This window comes from Mesorhizobium sp. M7A.F.Ca.US.010.02.1.1, assembly GCF_004023085.1.
Lineage (GTDB): Bacteria > Pseudomonadota > Alphaproteobacteria > Rhizobiales > Rhizobiaceae > Mesorhizobium.
The window spans coordinates 13,973-29,483 of sequence record NZ_RZRV01000033.1 but is presented as its reverse complement, the minus strand read 5'-3'; the positions used below and the strand labels follow the sequence as shown (position 1 = coordinate 29,483).

At 59.2% G+C, this 15,511-nt stretch carries 16 protein-coding genes and 2 pseudogenes; all 18 read right to left on the bottom strand.

The features are described from left to right. Positions 1-294: ferredoxin III, nif-specific (gene fdxB / locus EOA19_RS25890; RefSeq protein ID WP_206518522.1), on the bottom strand; the 294-nt coding region annotated here is incomplete at its 3' end. After that, positions 291-494, bottom strand: a complete 204-nt coding sequence (locus tag EOA19_RS25885; protein ID WP_063169367.1) for a CCE_0567 family metalloprotein — start codon at positions 492-494, stop codon at positions 291-293. The genes fdxB (EOA19_RS25890) and EOA19_RS25885, both read right to left, overlap by 4 nt. A 46-nt stretch (positions 495-540) precedes the next feature. Next, positions 541-977, bottom strand: a pseudogene (locus tag EOA19_RS25880) (DUF269 domain-containing protein). A 324-nt stretch (positions 978-1,301) separates the two neighbouring features. After that, positions 1,302-2,459 carry a TlpA disulfide reductase family protein gene (locus EOA19_RS25875; RefSeq protein ID WP_063170386.1) on the bottom strand — a complete coding sequence of 386 codons (1,158 nt, stop codon included), beginning with the start codon at positions 2,457-2,459 and terminating at the stop codon, positions 1,302-1,304. A gap of 599 nt (positions 2,460-3,058) precedes the next feature. Then, positions 3,059-4,072: a 1-aminocyclopropane-1-carboxylate deaminase gene (locus EOA19_RS25870; protein ID WP_024505903.1), complete on the bottom strand. Its 1,014-nt coding sequence runs from the start codon at positions 4,070-4,072 to the stop codon at positions 3,059-3,061. Between the two features lie 236 nt (positions 4,073-4,308). Continuing rightward, positions 4,309-4,500, bottom strand: a complete 192-nt coding sequence (locus EOA19_RS36095; protein ID WP_127230899.1) for an exopolysaccharide production repressor protein — start codon at positions 4,498-4,500, stop codon at positions 4,309-4,311. A 79-nt stretch (positions 4,501-4,579) separates the two neighbouring features. After that, positions 4,580-4,895, bottom strand: a pseudogene (fdxB, locus tag EOA19_RS25860) (ferredoxin III, nif-specific). After that, positions 4,892-5,050: a CCE_0567 family metalloprotein gene (locus EOA19_RS25855; RefSeq protein ID WP_224571204.1), complete on the bottom strand. Its 159-nt coding sequence runs from the start codon at positions 5,048-5,050 to the stop codon at positions 4,892-4,894. The pseudogene fdxB (EOA19_RS25860) and the gene EOA19_RS25855 overlap by 4 nt, the downstream one beginning before the upstream one ends. 90 nt (positions 5,051-5,140) lie before the next feature. Further along, positions 5,141-5,584: a DUF269 domain-containing protein gene (locus EOA19_RS25850; protein ID WP_224571203.1), complete on the bottom strand. Its 444-nt coding sequence runs from the start codon at positions 5,582-5,584 to the stop codon at positions 5,141-5,143. A 320-nt stretch (positions 5,585-5,904) separates the two neighbouring features. Continuing rightward, positions 5,905-7,050, bottom strand: coding sequence for a TlpA disulfide reductase family protein (locus tag EOA19_RS25845; protein WP_063170388.1), 1,146 nt, complete (start codon positions 7,048-7,050; stop codon positions 5,905-5,907). 272 nt (positions 7,051-7,322) lie between these two features. Continuing rightward, positions 7,323-7,700, bottom strand: coding sequence for a hypothetical protein (locus tag EOA19_RS25840; protein WP_024505270.1), 378 nt, complete (start codon positions 7,698-7,700; stop codon positions 7,323-7,325). 13 nt (positions 7,701-7,713) lie between these two features. Continuing rightward, positions 7,714-9,012, bottom strand: coding sequence for a SidA/IucD/PvdA family monooxygenase (locus EOA19_RS25835; RefSeq protein WP_063169368.1), 1,299 nt, complete (start codon positions 9,010-9,012; stop codon positions 7,714-7,716). Between the two features lie 842 nt (positions 9,013-9,854). Continuing rightward, positions 9,855-10,727, bottom strand: coding sequence for a universal stress protein (locus EOA19_RS25830; RefSeq protein WP_063169369.1), 873 nt, complete (start codon positions 10,725-10,727; stop codon positions 9,855-9,857). A 95-nt stretch (positions 10,728-10,822) separates the two neighbouring features. Continuing rightward, on the bottom strand, positions 10,823-11,527 hold the full coding sequence (locus tag EOA19_RS25825) for a response regulator transcription factor (RefSeq protein WP_224571202.1): 705 nt from the start codon (positions 11,525-11,527) through the stop codon (positions 10,823-10,825). 107 nt (positions 11,528-11,634) lie between these two features. Next, positions 11,635-12,114: a NifX-associated nitrogen fixation protein gene (locus EOA19_RS25820; RefSeq protein ID WP_024505267.1), complete on the bottom strand. Its 480-nt coding sequence runs from the start codon at positions 12,112-12,114 to the stop codon at positions 11,635-11,637. Between the two features lie 16 nt (positions 12,115-12,130). Then, positions 12,131-12,628 carry a nitrogen fixation protein NifX gene (gene nifX / locus EOA19_RS25815; protein ID WP_063169371.1) on the bottom strand — a complete coding sequence of 166 codons (498 nt, stop codon included), beginning with the start codon at positions 12,626-12,628 and terminating at the stop codon, positions 12,131-12,133. Then, the gene (nifN, locus tag EOA19_RS25810) at positions 12,625-13,977 is read right to left on the bottom strand and encodes a nitrogenase iron-molybdenum cofactor biosynthesis protein NifN (protein ID WP_024505265.1); all 1,353 of its coding nucleotides are present in this window, start codon (positions 13,975-13,977) and stop codon (positions 12,625-12,627) included. Before nifN ends, nifX begins: the two co-directional genes overlap by 4 nt. Positions 13,978-13,985: 8 nt before the next feature. Beyond that, a complete protein-coding gene (gene nifE / locus EOA19_RS25805) occupies positions 13,986-15,470 on the bottom strand; it encodes a nitrogenase iron-molybdenum cofactor biosynthesis protein NifE (RefSeq protein ID WP_024505264.1) in 1,485 nt (494 codons plus the stop codon). Between the last annotated feature and the right edge of the window lie 41 nt (positions 15,471-15,511).

Sequence of the window (15,511 nt, the reverse complement as noted above, 5' to 3'; positions counted from 1 at the left end):
AACATGCGTCTGGCAGTTCTTGGGGCAGACGCGGCCGCAGGCTCCGCAGCCTATGCAGCGGCCGGCATCATCGACAACCATGATCATGCGATTGAGCTTGCCGTCGAAATCGTCGTCCTCGTCATCGCAGGGGCCGAGGATTTCACCCGCATCATCAACGCCGTGAAGATGCATGACATCGCGCGAGCAGACCTTGAAACAACGGCAGCAGCCGATGCAGGTCTTGCTATCGATGGAGGTCAGGTACGACGGCATCCAAATGGAGCCGTCACGGGTGGTGAATGTGCGCATCATCCTAAATTCTTCATTGAAGCGAGTTCTCTCTTGGCAACATCCAACTCGGCATAAACGGCTTGGGTTTTCTCGGCGACTTCCTGTATGTCGGCCCACTTGCCCGGCAGACCCTCGACAAGGTCCTGCAATGCCATCTTGGCAATAGCTGCACGCAACTGGAGCTTTCGGACTTTCTTCCTCATCTTATCTAGGTCTGACATAGATCCTTCCTGGAACAATGGTTTTGTTGATGCGCTCCATCTCGGGCTAGGCTTCAATGGCTGCAGTCGCATCGTCGACCAGTTTCGTACCGGCCTCAGCAAGTTTGCGGAAAGTCTCGAAGCCGAACCGGTGGACGTCTCGACAGAACGCCCAACCGCTGGAAGCCCGCAGGGGCTTCATTCCAATTATTGGCGACGTCGACACGCCGGAGCGCTCCTCGATCGCAAGCGCTACGGCGGTGTAAACATGTCGAGCCTCCACAGCGCGTCAGGATCGGGATCGCCGCCAAAGGGTACCGCACGTTGCTGTTGCTTGGTGATGATGAACTCGGCCAGCAGCTCGGCATCCGAATGGCCTTCCCATAAGCCGAAGGAATCCTGAGTACGAATGAGCCGCAGGAGGCATTTGACGAACGGGGAAGCAAGGGCCTCGTCGTCATTGTTGACAGCAGGGCCAACCGGAGGAATTTCGTTGTTCGTCATTTCAGTCTTCGTCTTCGAGGTACGATTTCCTTTTCCTGCGATGCCCACTCCGGGTCCGCTTGCGTGGCCGACGAATGGCTTGGGCGGGCCAACCCCAAGAGTGCCCCGTGGCCGACCTCGACATGTCCACGAGTGCGAGACCTGCGGCGCGAATTCGCGGCGCACATCGTCTGCGCCGCGATCCGACCGGTGGTCAACGCAATTGAAATCCAACCTTCCGCAAGCCGCCGCCCTGCTGCATCGACATACTTGCTGCGAAGAGAGCTTCGATGGGCGGATTGGCCAGTGTTCAATTCCAATTGTCAGTCCCTTCGCGATTCTTGCTCAGGAAGTGACTTCGTTTTGAGTTTCGGGTGCCTTCTTTTGCGGAGCCACACAAAGATCCGCGTGACAGGCAGGCTCACCCGTGTAGTTGGCCAGTGCTTCGAGCAATGGGGTAAGATAGTACTGTTTGGTGTGGTCCGGAATTGGCCCCAGCCGGTCCACCGATTTCAGTGCCACCTCGATCAACTCGATTGCGCGATCTTTGTTGCCGCTCTCGTAATAATACTGAGCTACCGGGAGGTACCGGAGGTATTTAAACGGGCCATCGCCGTTCGGGGGATTGAGTGCCAGTATCTGTTCCGAGAGCTCGTTGCCCATCGCAAAGCGCTCCGCGCGCGGAAGATGGGAATTGTCCATCGTGGGATCGAAGAGTTGGTTGAGGGCCAAGGCCATCCACGACACCGCGTCGGACGTTTTGTCGATCGCGTCCTCGACCAATTCTCGCATGACCGGCATGCCGGTCTTGATGTCGCGCAGCTTGTGAAGCAGAAGATCCGCATGAATCTGCCGGAACTCACAAGAGTCTGGCATCAAGGCGAGGCCTTCTTCGATGGCCAAGAGCGCCGCCGTCCAATCCTCGGCCTGCATCGCCGGCTCAAGTTTGGCGTATATCGGCCCGGTAAGCGACATTTCGCGCGCTGCAAGTTGGTTATGCGCGATGCGCTTTGCATCGGCGGCTTTCGCTTCATAGCTGCTGCGCCAGCTGCCGTTAAGGACTTTCGGCAAAACGTCATCGAGTTCCGCCGGGTGGCCGATAAAAGCGATGTGGCCGTCGCGGTCGACCACGAACGAGGTGGGAATCCCAATCGAAGAGCTGGGATCCATCCAGAGCTTGTTCATTTCGCCAATGTAATCGAACCCGATACGATAATTCAGATTCGGGAACTCCTCGGTCAGCCAGGCATCCACGTTGGTCCGCGCCTCGTCTGCGGTAGGACCCTGTTCGCAGGCGGCAACTCCGACCGCCTCAAATCCGCTGCCTTCATATTTCTCCTGCAGTTCGATCAAATGGGGCATGGCGTCGACACATGGTCCGCACCAAGTCGCCCAAAACTCAACGAGGTAGACCTTGCCGGGCCGAAAGTTCGTGAGGGGCTCGCCACGCAGCCAGTTCTCCACTTTGATCGCAGGAGCCGGGGACCCCATACGCAGTTCCATCTTGGTGTCCAAAGTCATTCCACACCTTTCGTCTCTTTTGTCGCGGAATATTTTCCAGTCAAAATCGGACACGGTCTCGAGGGCATCGCTCCCTCTGGCTTGCTTCAGCGAAGCTCTCACCGTGTTGCCGCACATCAAGCTGCAACGGAGGTGCCAATTCCCTCAGCTCCGGTAAGCGGCGGGAAATGCTTTGAAATTCTCCACGAGGCCAAATGCGGCCGATTGTCGTGAACCCGACATGTCTTCTGCCGCTGTCGGGTTTCGCCCTATCACTCTTGAGAGCTTGGACGGCTCGCCTGTGATTAGACTGGCCTCGGCCCTCGAGCAGTGGCAGTTTGGCGCCAGTTCGAAAGCGCGAACTCGCCGGCTTGGTCCTCGTGCCGCCACCGCCGCGTGTGGATTCTTGCCCCGGAGTCAAAATTCGCCTCGCGGTTGCCAACGGCGGCATGCGCTCAATGCGCGTGGCGTTGAGCACCGACAGCACGTAATGGTACCAATTAGTGGATGCCCGTCGCTGCCTCCACTTCTCCAGCCAAGCGCTCGAACGACGCTACCTACCCACGTTCGAGCGCGACCGCGGAATCGCAGACTGCCGAACGTCAGCCGTTGCGAAAGGTGTAGCCGTACCCGTTGATCGCCGGTGCGCCGCCTAGATGTGCGTAGAGGACCCTCGATCCCTGTGGAAAGAAGCCCCTCTGGACGAGGTCGATCATCCCTTGCATCGATTTGCCCTCGTAAACGGGGTCCGTAATCATGCCCTCGAGCCGCGCGCACAAACGGATTGCCTCTTTGGTTTCCTCCGATGGAACGCCATAACCCGGGTACGCGTAGTCCATGAACAACACCACGTCTGCCTCGACAATTTCCGCTCCGAGGTGGACGAGCTTCGCTGTATTTTGGGCGATGCCAAGCACCTGCGCCTTGGTCTTGGCGGGCATGGCGGAGGCATCGATACCGATCACGTTGCGCTGTCGACCATCCTTGGCGAACCCGACGAGCATGCCGCCGTGGGTTGAACCAGTCACCGTACAGACGACGATATAGTCGAAGGCAAACCCAAGCTGCTCTTCCTGGGCACGCACCTCCTCAGCGAACCCCACATAGCCCAGGCCGCCGTATTTGTGGACAGAGGCGCCGGCAGGTATCGCATATGGCCTGCCGCCCCTTGCCTTGACTTCATAAAGTGCCTTTTCCCAGCTGCGGCGGATGCCGATGTCAAAGCCCTCGTCAACCAGGCGCACCTCTGCCCCCATGATGCGGCTCAAGAGGATATTGCCGACCCGGTCGTAGACAGCATCATCATGTGGGACCCAGCTCTCCTGGACCAGGAGGCATTTCATGCCGATCTTGGCGGCGACCGCAGCGACCATGCGCGTATGGTTGGACTGCACGCCACCGATTGTGACGAGCGTATCGGCATCTGACGCGATCGCGTCGGGCACAATGTATTCGAGCTTGCGCAGCTTGTTTCCGCCGAACGCGAGACCGGAGTTGCAGTCCTCGCGTTTGACGTAGATTTCCACCTTGTCGCCCAGATGCTTGCCGAGGCGGTCGAGCCTCTCGATCGGCGTGGGTCCAAAGGTGAGCGGATAACGTTCGAATTTTTCCAGCATGCTATCTCCAGCAAAAAAGTACCTGAACCTGCTACGCACCGGTCAGCCCAGGGGTATGGTCGCGTGTTAGCCGAACACAGATTCCCTATACGATCAGCTCAGTCATCAGAGGGTGACCAAAATTGGTGTGGGTCTGAGCACTGATCCTGTCATCCGCGCATCAAAGCAGCAGCACATGCTGGGCATTCGACCAAGCCGGGACACAGCTGAAAATTGCATTCCGCAGTTGATCAGAGTCAGACGACTGGTACCCGAGCTTTCCTGTAACCATCGGCATGCTGGCCCCTGTGGCGAGTTCCACGAGCGCGGCTAGAGGACTGCCAGATCAGAAAGAGCACGCGGCCGAAGTAGCCGGCCTGAAGCAGCAGCGAACAGGCCAGCGTCGTGACGACTGCCACACGGAGCGAATCCAAAGCGAAGTAAACCATCGACGCATTGCTGCACAGGACCAGCCCCACGAGCCGACAAAAAGATGAAGTGCACGCCGCTCCCCTGGTTTTCGCCAGATCATGTTGCGAGCTCGTCGGCCGGAACATGCGTCTGGCAGTTCTTGGGGCAGACGCGGCCGCAGGCTCCGCAGCCTATGCAGCGGCCGGCATCATCGACAACCATGATCATGCGATTGAGCTTGCCGTCGAAATCGTCGTCCTCGTCATCGCAGGGGCGAGGATTTCACCCGCATCATCAACGCCGTGAAGATGCATGACATCGCGCGAGCAGACCTTGAAACAACGGCAGCAGCCGATGCAGATTTGCTATCGATGGAGGTCAGGTACGGCGGCATCCAAATGGAGCCGTCACGGGTGGTGAATGTGCGCATCATCCTAAATTCTTCATTGAAGCGAGTTCTCTCTTGGCAACATCCAACTCGGCATAAACGGCTTGGGTTTTCTCGGCGACTTCCTGTATGTCGGCCCACTTGCCCGGCAGACCCTCGACGAGGTCCTGCAATGCCATCTTGGCAATAGCTGCACGCAACTGGAGCTTTCAGACTTTTTTCCTCATCCTATCTAGGTCTGACATAGATCCTTCCTGGAACAATGGTTTCTTGATGCGCTCCATCTCGGGCTAGGCTTCAATGGCTGCAGTCGCATCGTCGACCAGTTTCGTACCGGCCTCAGCAAGTTTGCGGAAAGTCTCGAAGCCGAACCGGTGGACGTCTCGACAGAACGCCCAACCGCCGGAAGCCCCCACGGGTTTCATTTCTATTGTCGGCGACGTCGACACGCCGGAGCGCTCCTCGATCGCAAGCGCTACGGCGGTGTAAAACATGTCGAGCCTCCACAGCGCGTCAGGATCGGGATCGCCGCCAAAGGGTACCGCACGTTGCTGTTGCTTGGTGATGATGAACTCGGCCAGCAGCTCGGCATCCGAATGGCCTTCCCATAAGCCGAAGGAATCCTGAGTACGAATGAGCCGCAGGAGGCATTTGACGAACGGGGAAGCAAGGGCCTCGTCGTCCCCGTGGACAGCAGGGCCAACCGGTTCATGAGGAATTTCGCTTTTCCCCAATTTCAGTACTCCTCTTGAAGGACGATCTCTTTTTCTGCGATGTGTGGTTCGGGCGCTTGCGTGGGCGGGGAATGGCTTGGGCGAGCCGATCCCACGCAACAGTGTCCCGTGGCCGACCTCGAGCACGTCCACCAATGCGAGACCTTTCACCGCGGCGCGAACGCCTGCGCCGCGGTTCGACCCGAGGTAAACGCAATGGAAATTCCACCTGCCGCAAGCCGCGCACTTTTGCGGCATCGACGTTATTGCTGCGAAGTGCGCCTGGGCGGGCGGATTTGCCGGTGTTCAATTCCAATTGTCATGCCCTTCGCGATCCTTGCTCAGGAAGTGACAGCGTTTTGAGTTTCGGAAGTCTTGTTTTGCGGAGCCACACAGAGACCCGCGTGACAGGCAGGCTCACCCGTGTAGTTGGCCAGGGCTTGGAGCAACGAGGTGAGGTAGCGCTGTTTGGTTTGGTCCGGCACTGGCTCCGAATGGTCCAGCGATTTGATTGCCACCTCGATCAACTCGATCGCCCGGTCCTTGTTGCCGCTCTCGTAATAATACTGAGCGACCGGAAAGTAACACCCGAATTTAAAGTCTCCATCGCCTTGCGGAGGATTAAGTTCCAGGATCTGTTCGGAGAGCTCCTTGCCCATCGCAAAGCGATCATCATGCGGAAGATGGGAGTTGTCGATCGTGGGATGGAAGAGTTGGTTCAGCGCCATCACCACCCAAGACATCGCTTCGAACTTTTTGTTGATCGCGTCCTCGACCAATTCGCGCATAAGCGGCAAGCCGGTTTTGATGTCGCGCAGCTTGTGAAGCAGAATATCCGCATGAACCCGCCGAAAATCAAAAGAGTCTGGCATCACGGCGAGGCCTTCTTCGATGGCCAATAGTGCCGCTGCCCAATCCTCGTCCTGCATCGCCGGCCCAAGTTTGGCGTATATCGGCTGACTCAGCGACGATTCGCGCACACGCGAGATTCGCTTTGCATCGACGGCTTTCGCTTCATAGCTGCTGCGCCAGCTGCCGTTAAGGACTTTCGGCAAAACGTCATCGAGAGGTGCCGGGTGGCCGATATAAGCGATGTGGCCGTCGCGGTCGACCACGAACGAGGTGGGAATCCCGAACGAAGAGCTGGGTTCCAGCCAGAGCTTTTTCATTTCGCCAGTGCAATCGAACGCTGTCCGATAATTCAGATTCGGGAACTTCTCGGTCAGCCAGGCATCCACGTTGGTCCGCGCTTCGTCCGCGGTTGCAGCCTTTTCGCAAGCTGCGACTCCGATAATCTCAAATCCGCTGTCTTTATATTTCTCCTGCAGTTCGATCAAATGGGGCATGGCGTGGACACATGGTCGGCACCAAGTCGCCCAAAATTCAACGAGGTAGACCTTGCCGGGCCGAAGGCTCGTGAGGGGCTCGCCACGCAGCCAGTTCTCCACTTTCAGCGCAGGAGCCGGGGACCCCATACGCAGTTCCATCTTGGTGTCCAAAGTCATTCCACACCTTTCGTCTCTTTTGTCGCGGAATATTTTCCAGTCAAAATCGGACACGGTCTCGAGGGCATTGCTCCCTCTCGCTTGCTTCAGCGGAGCTCTCACCGTGTTGCCGCACATCAAGCACGGCAAAGGGCATGCCAACCCTTCTTAGCTTCGGCAAGCGCCGGTACCGCCTTGAATAAGCGAGCCCTAACACGGCCAGCTGACGTTAACCTGAATGTCGGCTTTCGACGGCTCACCTTAGCGGCTGCCGTTTAGGAAGGTGAGAGTTTGGCTGGCCCGCTGGCGATAAGACCGGCTTCGGCGTCCTGGAGTAGTCGCACTTCGGCGATGGGGTCGAAAGTGCGGGAGAGGCTCGGTACCCTTGCAGCCACCGCCGCATGTGGCCCGGCGTCATAATTCGCGTCGCGGTTGCCAACGGCGGCGTTGGGCTCGATCCACGTGGCGTTGAGCCCGACAGCACGTAAAGCTGCATCGTGATTGAATGCCCTTTGCTGTTTCACGCCAAGCAGGAGTCGCGCGACGCTACCTTGCTCAAGCGCGAGCAGAGCGATCTGACGCCGTAGGAATATTGCTCGTCCCGCTTTTGCCGCCAGAGGCGGAAATCTTTCCTGAATGCCACCGCCGATCATCAATATCGACGAATCATATCCCGCTGCCCATTTGTTCGACTCCGAGGTCGGGCCAGCACTCCGTCAAGGGACGGTTGATGAACCCTAGATGCTCGGGATTGGCGCATGGCGCGCGCCGCAGAAGGCTGTCAAGGATGCGGCGCGCTCGCCAGGCCAGCAGCCCAAAGTTCGGATCAGCCAGCCCGCGCTGTCCAAGGCAGGCGTTCTGAACGAAAAGGCGTCGGTCTCGCGGTCCGTCCCAGTACACCGAAAAATCCTCGCCGATGGCGAGCTCATTGCCGATCTGTTCGAGGCGATCTGCGATCGGTTCTAGGAAACCCGGCAGCGGTTTCTCGTACCCGGTGGCCAGGATGACGATATCGGCGGTTACTTCTCCGATGTTGTCCAAGCCGCGTTGCAGCGTGAGCCTGTGCCCTGCTCCGGCATTGATGCAGCGCGACACGTTGCAACTTGGCCGCAATGTGATCTCGCATTGGTGTGGCTCGAGAAAGGCGTGGTGGTAGAGCGCCTGATAGACCGCGCGCAACTTGCTTTCTGAAATGCCCTCGGAGGCAAGCGCGAAACGCCGCAGGAACAGCTGTCGATGCACCTCGCTCATCGCAGCAAAACGATCCGAGAAGCATGGCGTGAACAGCCCGTTTGTGAACGCGTGGTCGTCGAAAGGCATCTCGCGCGTCAAGACCCATGTGATCGCCGCGGGCCGCCGTTCTTTCGGCCGGCCGACAAGGTGCAGTAGCAGCTCGGCTCCCGACTGTCCGCCGCCAACAACGCAGACATGCTTTTTTTGCACCTCAGGATTGATGTGGGCCAACTCAGATGAGTGGAACAGGTTGGGTCCAGTCCAGCCATGAAACTGAGGCGGAATTTGCGCCTGCTTGCCTATGTCGATGACGAGGTTTCTTGCATCAAGGACCGCGTTGTCCGTCCGCACGCGAAACTCGCCGTCAAAGCGGATTTCGCGAACGGCCTCGCCGCCACGGACAAGCGGATTCTTCTGGAACGCCCAGTTGAGATATTGGGCGAACTCGGCTCTAAGCACCCCGTGAAATTGCGCATTGAGGAAATTGTAAAGACGCCCGTTCTCGTGGAGGTAGTTTACGAATGTGTAGGCTGATCGCGGATTGACCAGAGTAACCAGATCCTGGAAGTGGCCGACCTGGAGCTCCGCGCAATCGAAAGCGCTGCCTGGATGTCCTCGGAAATCGACCTCCCGGTCCAGGAACAGTGCCCCTTGCGCAATCTCTTCCTGTATCTGACACGCAAGGCTCAAATTAGATGGTCCAGCACCCACACCAATACAAAAGAGGTCCACTTATCCTTACTCCTCTAGGAGTGTTTTCCAACTCAGCGGCATGTTGACGTCGATTGCCGGGCATTGAGCAATGCGAACCTCACAGGCATGCTTGAGCCGCGGTCCCGACTGAGAGGACAGCAAAAGCGTGTGCCGCCTTCCAGGTCTTGGGCTCAATGTCGGCGGCATCGACAGCGGCGCGGCGTGATCCGAACCCAAGAGCAGAAGGAAAGTGTGTGATGCTGTCGCGCGGCTCTTCCGGATCTTACGGCGGCTTCTAGCGCCGGCCTCCACCCCAGGAGTGGCTGTTTCCCTGCCACGACGGAAGCGGCTCTTTCTTTCGAGGGGCGTAACCATGGATAACGGCTCTTAATGCTTTCGGAGACTCCCATGCATGCGGCGTGCCGGATAAAGACCTGTCAAACCAACGAGTTCGCGCAGTTCCAGCTCGTCTGGAATCCGACATTGTCGCACGCCCGACGATCGGGCAGGGGAAGCTCCGCGGCAGCGGCCCTTGCACACCGCAGGCTGACAGGGACAGCCGCCGATTTGACGCGCGTCCGGGTACTGATAAGGGGCCTTCCAACAGGGTTCGCGCACGAGGCGGGGTCTCCTGGTACACCCGCCCTGTGGCTTGGCTGCGGTCTGCTGCAGCCGTTCGTCTTTACTGCCCGTTGCGGACGATCTCGCACGAGTTGGTTCACGAGAGCGTCGTGAAGCAGTCGAGGCGTCCGGTTTGGCTCTGACAAGCGTCGCAAGATGTTCGCGGATCCAGCCATGTCTCCGCAATCCGACCGGTAACCGACGACGACTTCGGACTGGTTGGCGGTCCTACGACCTGATCGGTGTTCCTACGGAGCTGATCAGCGAGCCAAAAACAGCGGCAATGTGGTCTTCCCAAAGCTCCAGCTCGGCGGACCGCCGAAAATCCGCTCACGCAGCCCACGGCTGCCATAAGCACCCATAACCATCATGTCAGCACAGATGTCGTTCGCGTGCTGGGTCAGCACTGTGCCCGCCGATTTGCCGGCGCTCTTAAGCAGGTCAACGGAGACCCGAGCACCGTGCCGAGTAAGATAGGCAGCGATGTCAGCTCCAGACTGCGCGCCTTTCCCGTTGTTTTGCGCCTTTGGATCGACCATAGCGACACAGACTTCCTTGGCAGCGGATAGGATACTAAGAGCTTCCCGAACCGCACGCGAGGCCTCTACACGCGAATCCCAGCCGACCAGCACGCGTCGAGGCGACAGCGTCGCCTTAACGCCCTTCGGCACGATGAGCACCGGCTTTCCGCTATCGAACAAGCAGCCGTTGACAACAGGAGGTCCGAGAGTCTCATCGTTGAGGAGGTCTCCTCCAACGATCGTCAGGTCAGCGCAGAGCGCCCGCTGTCGTGCCACTTCACCGAGGCTAGCCGGATCGCAATAGTCGGTGTCAACGTCACAGGAAAGCGACATAGCTTTCAGCCTTTTGAGGATATCCGCGGACCGTCTTTCCATTCTGGTCACGTCCTGTGAAAATTTCTCGATTTGCTGAAATCGATAGTTCGGTACTGCAATTGCCTGTGCACGTCCTGTATTCCATTCGGGGGGCGGAGACGACATCAAGAGCAATGGAGGCGGTATAATGAGTACCGATAGGTGCGCGCCGACCTCGGCACACAGTCCGGCAGCTGTTGTGAGGTCCTCATCAGAATGATCAGCACCCGTCACACTGAATATGCTTTTAAATTCCATTTGCCTGCTTCTCCTGGTCTTCGTTAGGAGCGCCTCAAAGCGGCAACACCGCTCTCAGGAGGAAGAGAGAGCGGCACCACGTTCGATCACCGATTTCAGTCGTCCGGCTTCTCGAGCGAGTAGCCGGCCGACCTGACGGTGCGAATGACGCTGCCGGGCAAGGCCGTTTTCAGCGCCCTCCTGATTCGGCTGATATGGACATCGACGGTGCGTGCACCGACATGAATGTTGGGCAGCCAGGCCGCCCCGATAAGCTCGTCCCGGCTGAAGACCTTGCCGGGGGCCTCAATCATAAGCCGCAGCACGTTGAAATCGATCCGTCCGAGATGGATGTCGTGGCCATTACCGCGAACCCGATGGGCATCGAGCTTCATCTCCAGGCCTCCACAACAAATCCAACTGTCGTTTTCAACCCCGTTCGGACCACGCTTGGTCAGCCCGAGCCTCGCCCGCAGGCAGTCGAGCAGCTTGGCCGGAGCCACCGGCCGCACAAAGCTCTCAACGCCTGCCTTCAAGAGATCGAGGTGCTGGTGCTCGGCGCCAGGCGCGATCAGGGCGATGATAGGCAGGTCGGTGGTGCGCGGTTCCCGCTTGAGGTGGGCGCAAATTGCGGACCCGTTTATGCTGGCTGGGTCGCAATCCAGCACTACGGCCTGAAGCTCCCGTTGTTCGGCCAAGGCCAGCGCAGCCTTCGCGCCGTCTGCCGTCTCACTGCTGAAACCGTCAACCTCCAGTATGTGGCTGTAGAGCAGATAGAACTCGGCATCTTGCGAGCAGATCAGGACCAGCGGCTTCTTCATCGGCGATACCCCAACAACCTGGTCGGCCTCGAGTCCCTGGATCGAGGGGACTGGCCAACATAGTTTCTCGGGTCCGTCATGATGGCCTTTCTCGAAAATCGCGCCCATCATGCCAGCGCCACGTGGGGAAAGGTTTCGATGACTGAAATCGCATCGTCGACCAGCTTCGTACCGGCCGTGGCGAGCTTCAGGAGCGTCTCGAAGCCAAACCGGTGGACATCGCGCAGCGTTTTGGACAAAACGACCAGCCGTCCGGTCGTGAAAAGCACCCGACCAAAACCCTCATGGCTCACCTGGATCATCGGCGATGCCATAAGGCCGCAGCGCTCCTCGATCGCAAGCCCGATGGCGGCGTAGTACTTGTCGAGCCTCCACAGCACGTCGGGATCGGGATCTCCGATGATTGGGATCCCTCGGCGCTGTTCCTTGGTAATGATGAAGTCGCCCAGCAGCTCAGCGTCCGCTTTGCGTTCCCACGAGCCATAGGAATCCTGAGAACGGATCAGCCGCACGAGGCATTTGACGAACGGGGTGCAAAGAGCCGCCTCGTCTTCGGCGACAGCTGGGGGGATTGCGGGGTCAGGCATTGGCGTCCTCCTCTTTTCAGTCCTCGTCCTCGAAGGACGGTTTCTTTTCGGCAATGCCCGCTCGCGCCAGCACCTTGCGCAGCCAAGGCGGAGGACACGTCCTGAGCATCATCTGCGTGCGCAAGAGCACCTGTGGGATCGATTGGGGCTCCGCCACTTTGATCGGGTGGATTTTTGCCGCGACAAGCTTGGCTGCCGAAGGGCCGCCAATTGCCAGACAAAACAGGATCTGACAGCCCTTGAGCGCATCCACCTTTGGCGTGATGCGATCATCGCGCTCGGCCCGATGCTCCCCGCTTTCATCGGACACGTCATCGAAGGCCACGGCTTCTACGAGATTCCATTCCTCGCGCGTCACGTCGTAGACAGCAAAGCGCCTGGCCGACCCGAAATGGGCGTTGAGGTCCTGCATGTCCTGAGTGGCGATCGCAACGCGCAATGCGCCCTTACGTCGTTCAGGCATCGGGGCGAAAACCTCACTACTGACCAGCGAGAGGCGGCGAACAGCGTTCATCGTGATATTTCTCGATTACGGAGTGGATCAAGCGCCTCAGGAGTGGGCGCGTGTTGGTTGGCCTGGAAGATGCTGGCGACCTCGAAGATCATGTCGCGGGTGCCCTGATAGAGAATTGCGAGCTTGTGCTGGCTGCCTAGTCGATCGAAGACCGGGAACCCGATGCGCATGAGCGGAATTCGGAGCCGCTCCGATGCTTGGCGCCCGTGCGAATGCGTGACAAGCAGGTCAGCACCGACGGCAAGACTTTCCAGATCGCCGAGATCGCCGATCTGAACCGAAACCGCCGGGACTTTCTCGAGAATTTTAGACCTGTCGGTCGTTGTGACGGCCGCGGCTATCTCGGAGCCGAGGCCAGCAAAGAAGGTCGCAAGTTGGAACAGCTGGTCTGGTTCGGCAGCGATGGCAATTTTCTTGCCGCCGAAATGGAAATGTCCGTCGAGCATCGCGTCCTGCAATTGCGCCCGGCGCCGGCGCACGCGGGCCGGTACCGCCGCGCCCGAAATCGCAGACAGCAGCGACACGAAGCGGTCCGTGTCCTGCAGCCCAGTCAGTGACTGGAACAACACGTAAGGCACGCCGGTCAACCCGTGCAGCGCTTTCGCCGGGCGGCGCATGTGCTCACCGATGGCGATGCATTGCATGGCCGTGCCCAACTCGCGAATGTCTTCGACGCTGGTGCCGCCGTATGTGGTCGCTACCCAGCGGTCAGGAACCGTACCGTCGAGCGAGCCTGAAATGTCGGGCAGAATAACCGGCTTGAGCCCAAAGCTTTCAACCATGTCACGCATATGCTCGATGTCGGCGACAGTGAGGTTGCATCCGGGCAGGATCGCGATCTTCTTCGGCTGCCGCGCACGTTCGCCCGAGCCTGTAATCCCTTTGATCATTGCGGTGACTGCCTTGGCCCAGCCCTCTTCGATCGCGCCGTCAAAATCCGGCGTGTTGGCCAGCACGACCTCCGTACCCGCAAGCTCTTGCGTGTGCTTCAGCTTGATGTTCGCAATATCACTCGCGCAATCTTCGCCACGCGTCTCCACCAGCGCGGTCGTGCACACCCCGATCAGCTTTGGCTTCGTGCGGTTCTTGAGGTTGAGGATGGCTTCTTCAAGATGGTCGGCAGCGCCGAGGATGGTCGCCACCTCATCCATCGCTGTTGTCTGCAATGGAATCGTTTCTTTGAAGTGCCGTACGAAGAGCACGAGCGCGAAGCTTGTGCATCCCTGGCTGCCGTGGAACAGCGGCATCGCGCCGTCGACCCCAAGAAAGGCAAAGGCGGCACCCAGCGGCTGCGACGACTTCAGCGGGTTCACCGCCGCGGATTTGGTCTGGGGAAGGATGCGGGCCATCGGTCGCCTCAACACTCGCTGAACTCGTGTGCCGTCGCGCCGGCGAATTCATCGAACAGGTGCCCGGACTCCTTCTTCGTGCATGGCAGTTCGTCTTTTAGATCAGGCTGGCAATCCCACGGGGCCGGCTGGCGCACCTGAGACCAGACCGGATTGTGAATGGCGAGGTCGATCTGGCGTACGAGTTCCACCATGCCGGCATAGCCGGCATAAGGGTGCTGGCGCTCCTGGTTGATATCGAGCCAGGGCGTCTTGGCCTTGAGCGCAATGAATTGCGTGCGACCGCCCGACAGCATGATATCGGCCCTGTGTTCAGAGAGCATGGCGTACAGCTCGCGCGCAGCCATGTATTCGAACATATGCTTGTCGTGCTTGAGAACTTGTTTGATGCGCTCCTTGTCCTGCACCGTAGATTTCTTGACCGAGGTGCCGACGATCTCGATTCCGATCTCCATCAGCGCACGGACAACCGACCAGGACTTCACACCGCCTGTGTTGAGCAGCACGCGCTTGCCTTGGAGCCTTTGCCGGTAGGATTCGAGTTTCTTCCACGCGATCGCCTCCTGCTGCGCGATCAGCGTCTCCGTGCGCTCGAGGATCTCCGGATCGGCGCCCTTCCTCACCAGCAGCCTGACAAGGTTGCGAAGAGCTTGCGATGTGTCGGAGATGCCATAGAAGGAGCCCTCGAAGAACGGGATGTCCCAGCGCTCCTCCATCTTGCGGGCAAGACTGATCAGCGCGGTCGAGCACACGATCATTGCCGCCCGGGCGCGGTGCGCGGAAGCAATGTCGCGGTAACGCGCATCGCCGGGAATGCAGGCGCGCACCCGGATGCCGAGCCGATCGAGGAGCGGCTTTACAAGCCAGAATTCGCCCGAGAGGTTGAATTCGCCAAGGATGTTGATGTCGTAGGGCCCGGGGTCGTCGGGTTCGACCGTGCCGATGACATGATCGAGCAACGCCTCGGCGGCGAGCTTGTTGCCGAGGTTCTTGGAGCCTGCCAGGCCAGGCGCATTGATCGGCACCACGGCCAAACCGAACTTTTCCGTGGCGCGTTTGCACACGGCCTCGATGTCGTCACCGATCAGCGCCGTTACGCAAGTTGAGTAGACGAAGATCGCCGGCGGCGCGTATGTGTGCTTGATCTCGCGGATCGCCTTGAAGAGTTTCCGCTCGCCCTGCCCCATCACCAGGTCGAGTTCGGTGAGGTCGGTCGTGAAGCTTGTCCGCCACAAGGTCGGCCCTGACGAAACCGCACCACGGTTGTCCCAAGAATTGCCCTCGCAGGCGAGCGGCGCATGGACCAGATGCGCAACGTCGGTGATCGGCTGCAGGACGATCTTGGCTCCGTCAAAGGCGCAGCCGCCGGCTGCCGCCCCTGGTGTCAGCGACTTCGAGCAGCCCTCCTTGCGCGCCTTGGCATCTTTGCCACGGTTCTTATCGCAGGCGGGCTCATCGAAGGCGTCCTTGATTTTGGCGCTGAGGGAGGACATCGCTCAGCCTCCCCAGTCCATTGGGCAAGGAATGGCCTCGG

Excerpts from the sequence above, each read along its gene's own strand:
- EOA19_RS25875 (WP_063170386.1), bottom strand. The coding sequence starts at position 2,459 with ATGGAACTGCGTATGGGGTCCCCGGCTCCTGCGATCAAAGTGGAGAAC.
- EOA19_RS25885 (WP_063169367.1), bottom strand. The coding sequence starts at position 494 with ATGTCAGACCTAGATAAGATGAGGAAGAAAGTCCGAAAGCTCCAGTTG.
- nifX (WP_063169371.1), bottom strand. The coding sequence starts at position 12,628 with ATGAACGCTGTTCGCCGCCTCTCGCTGGTCAGTAGTGAGGTTTTCGCC.
- EOA19_RS25820 (WP_024505267.1), bottom strand. The coding sequence starts at position 12,114 with ATGCCTGACCCCGCAATCCCCCCAGCTGTCGCCGAAGACGAGGCGGCT.
- nifE (WP_024505264.1), bottom strand. The coding sequence starts at position 15,470 with ATGTCCTCCCTCAGCGCCAAAATCAAGGACGCCTTCGATGAGCCCGCC.
- nifN (WP_024505265.1), bottom strand. The coding sequence starts at position 13,977 with ATGGCCCGCATCCTTCCCCAGACCAAATCCGCGGCGGTGAACCCGCTG.
- EOA19_RS25870 (WP_024505903.1), bottom strand. The coding sequence starts at position 4,072 with ATGCTGGAAAAATTCGAACGTTATCCGCTCACCTTTGGACCCACGCCG.
- EOA19_RS25840 (WP_024505270.1), bottom strand. The coding sequence starts at position 7,700 with ATGATCGGCGGTGGCATTCAGGAAAGATTTCCGCCTCTGGCGGCAAAA.
- EOA19_RS25830 (WP_063169369.1), bottom strand. The coding sequence starts at position 10,727 with ATGGAATTTAAAAGCATATTCAGTGTGACGGGTGCTGATCATTCTGAT.
- EOA19_RS25845 (WP_063170388.1), bottom strand. The coding sequence starts at position 7,050 with ATGGAACTGCGTATGGGGTCCCCGGCTCCTGCGCTGAAAGTGGAGAAC.
- EOA19_RS36095 (WP_127230899.1), bottom strand. The coding sequence starts at position 4,500 with ATGGTTTACTTCGCTTTGGATTCGCTCCGTGTGGCAGTCGTCACGACG.
- EOA19_RS25825 (WP_224571202.1), bottom strand. The coding sequence starts at position 11,527 with ATGAAGAAGCCGCTGGTCCTGATCTGCTCGCAAGATGCCGAGTTCTAT.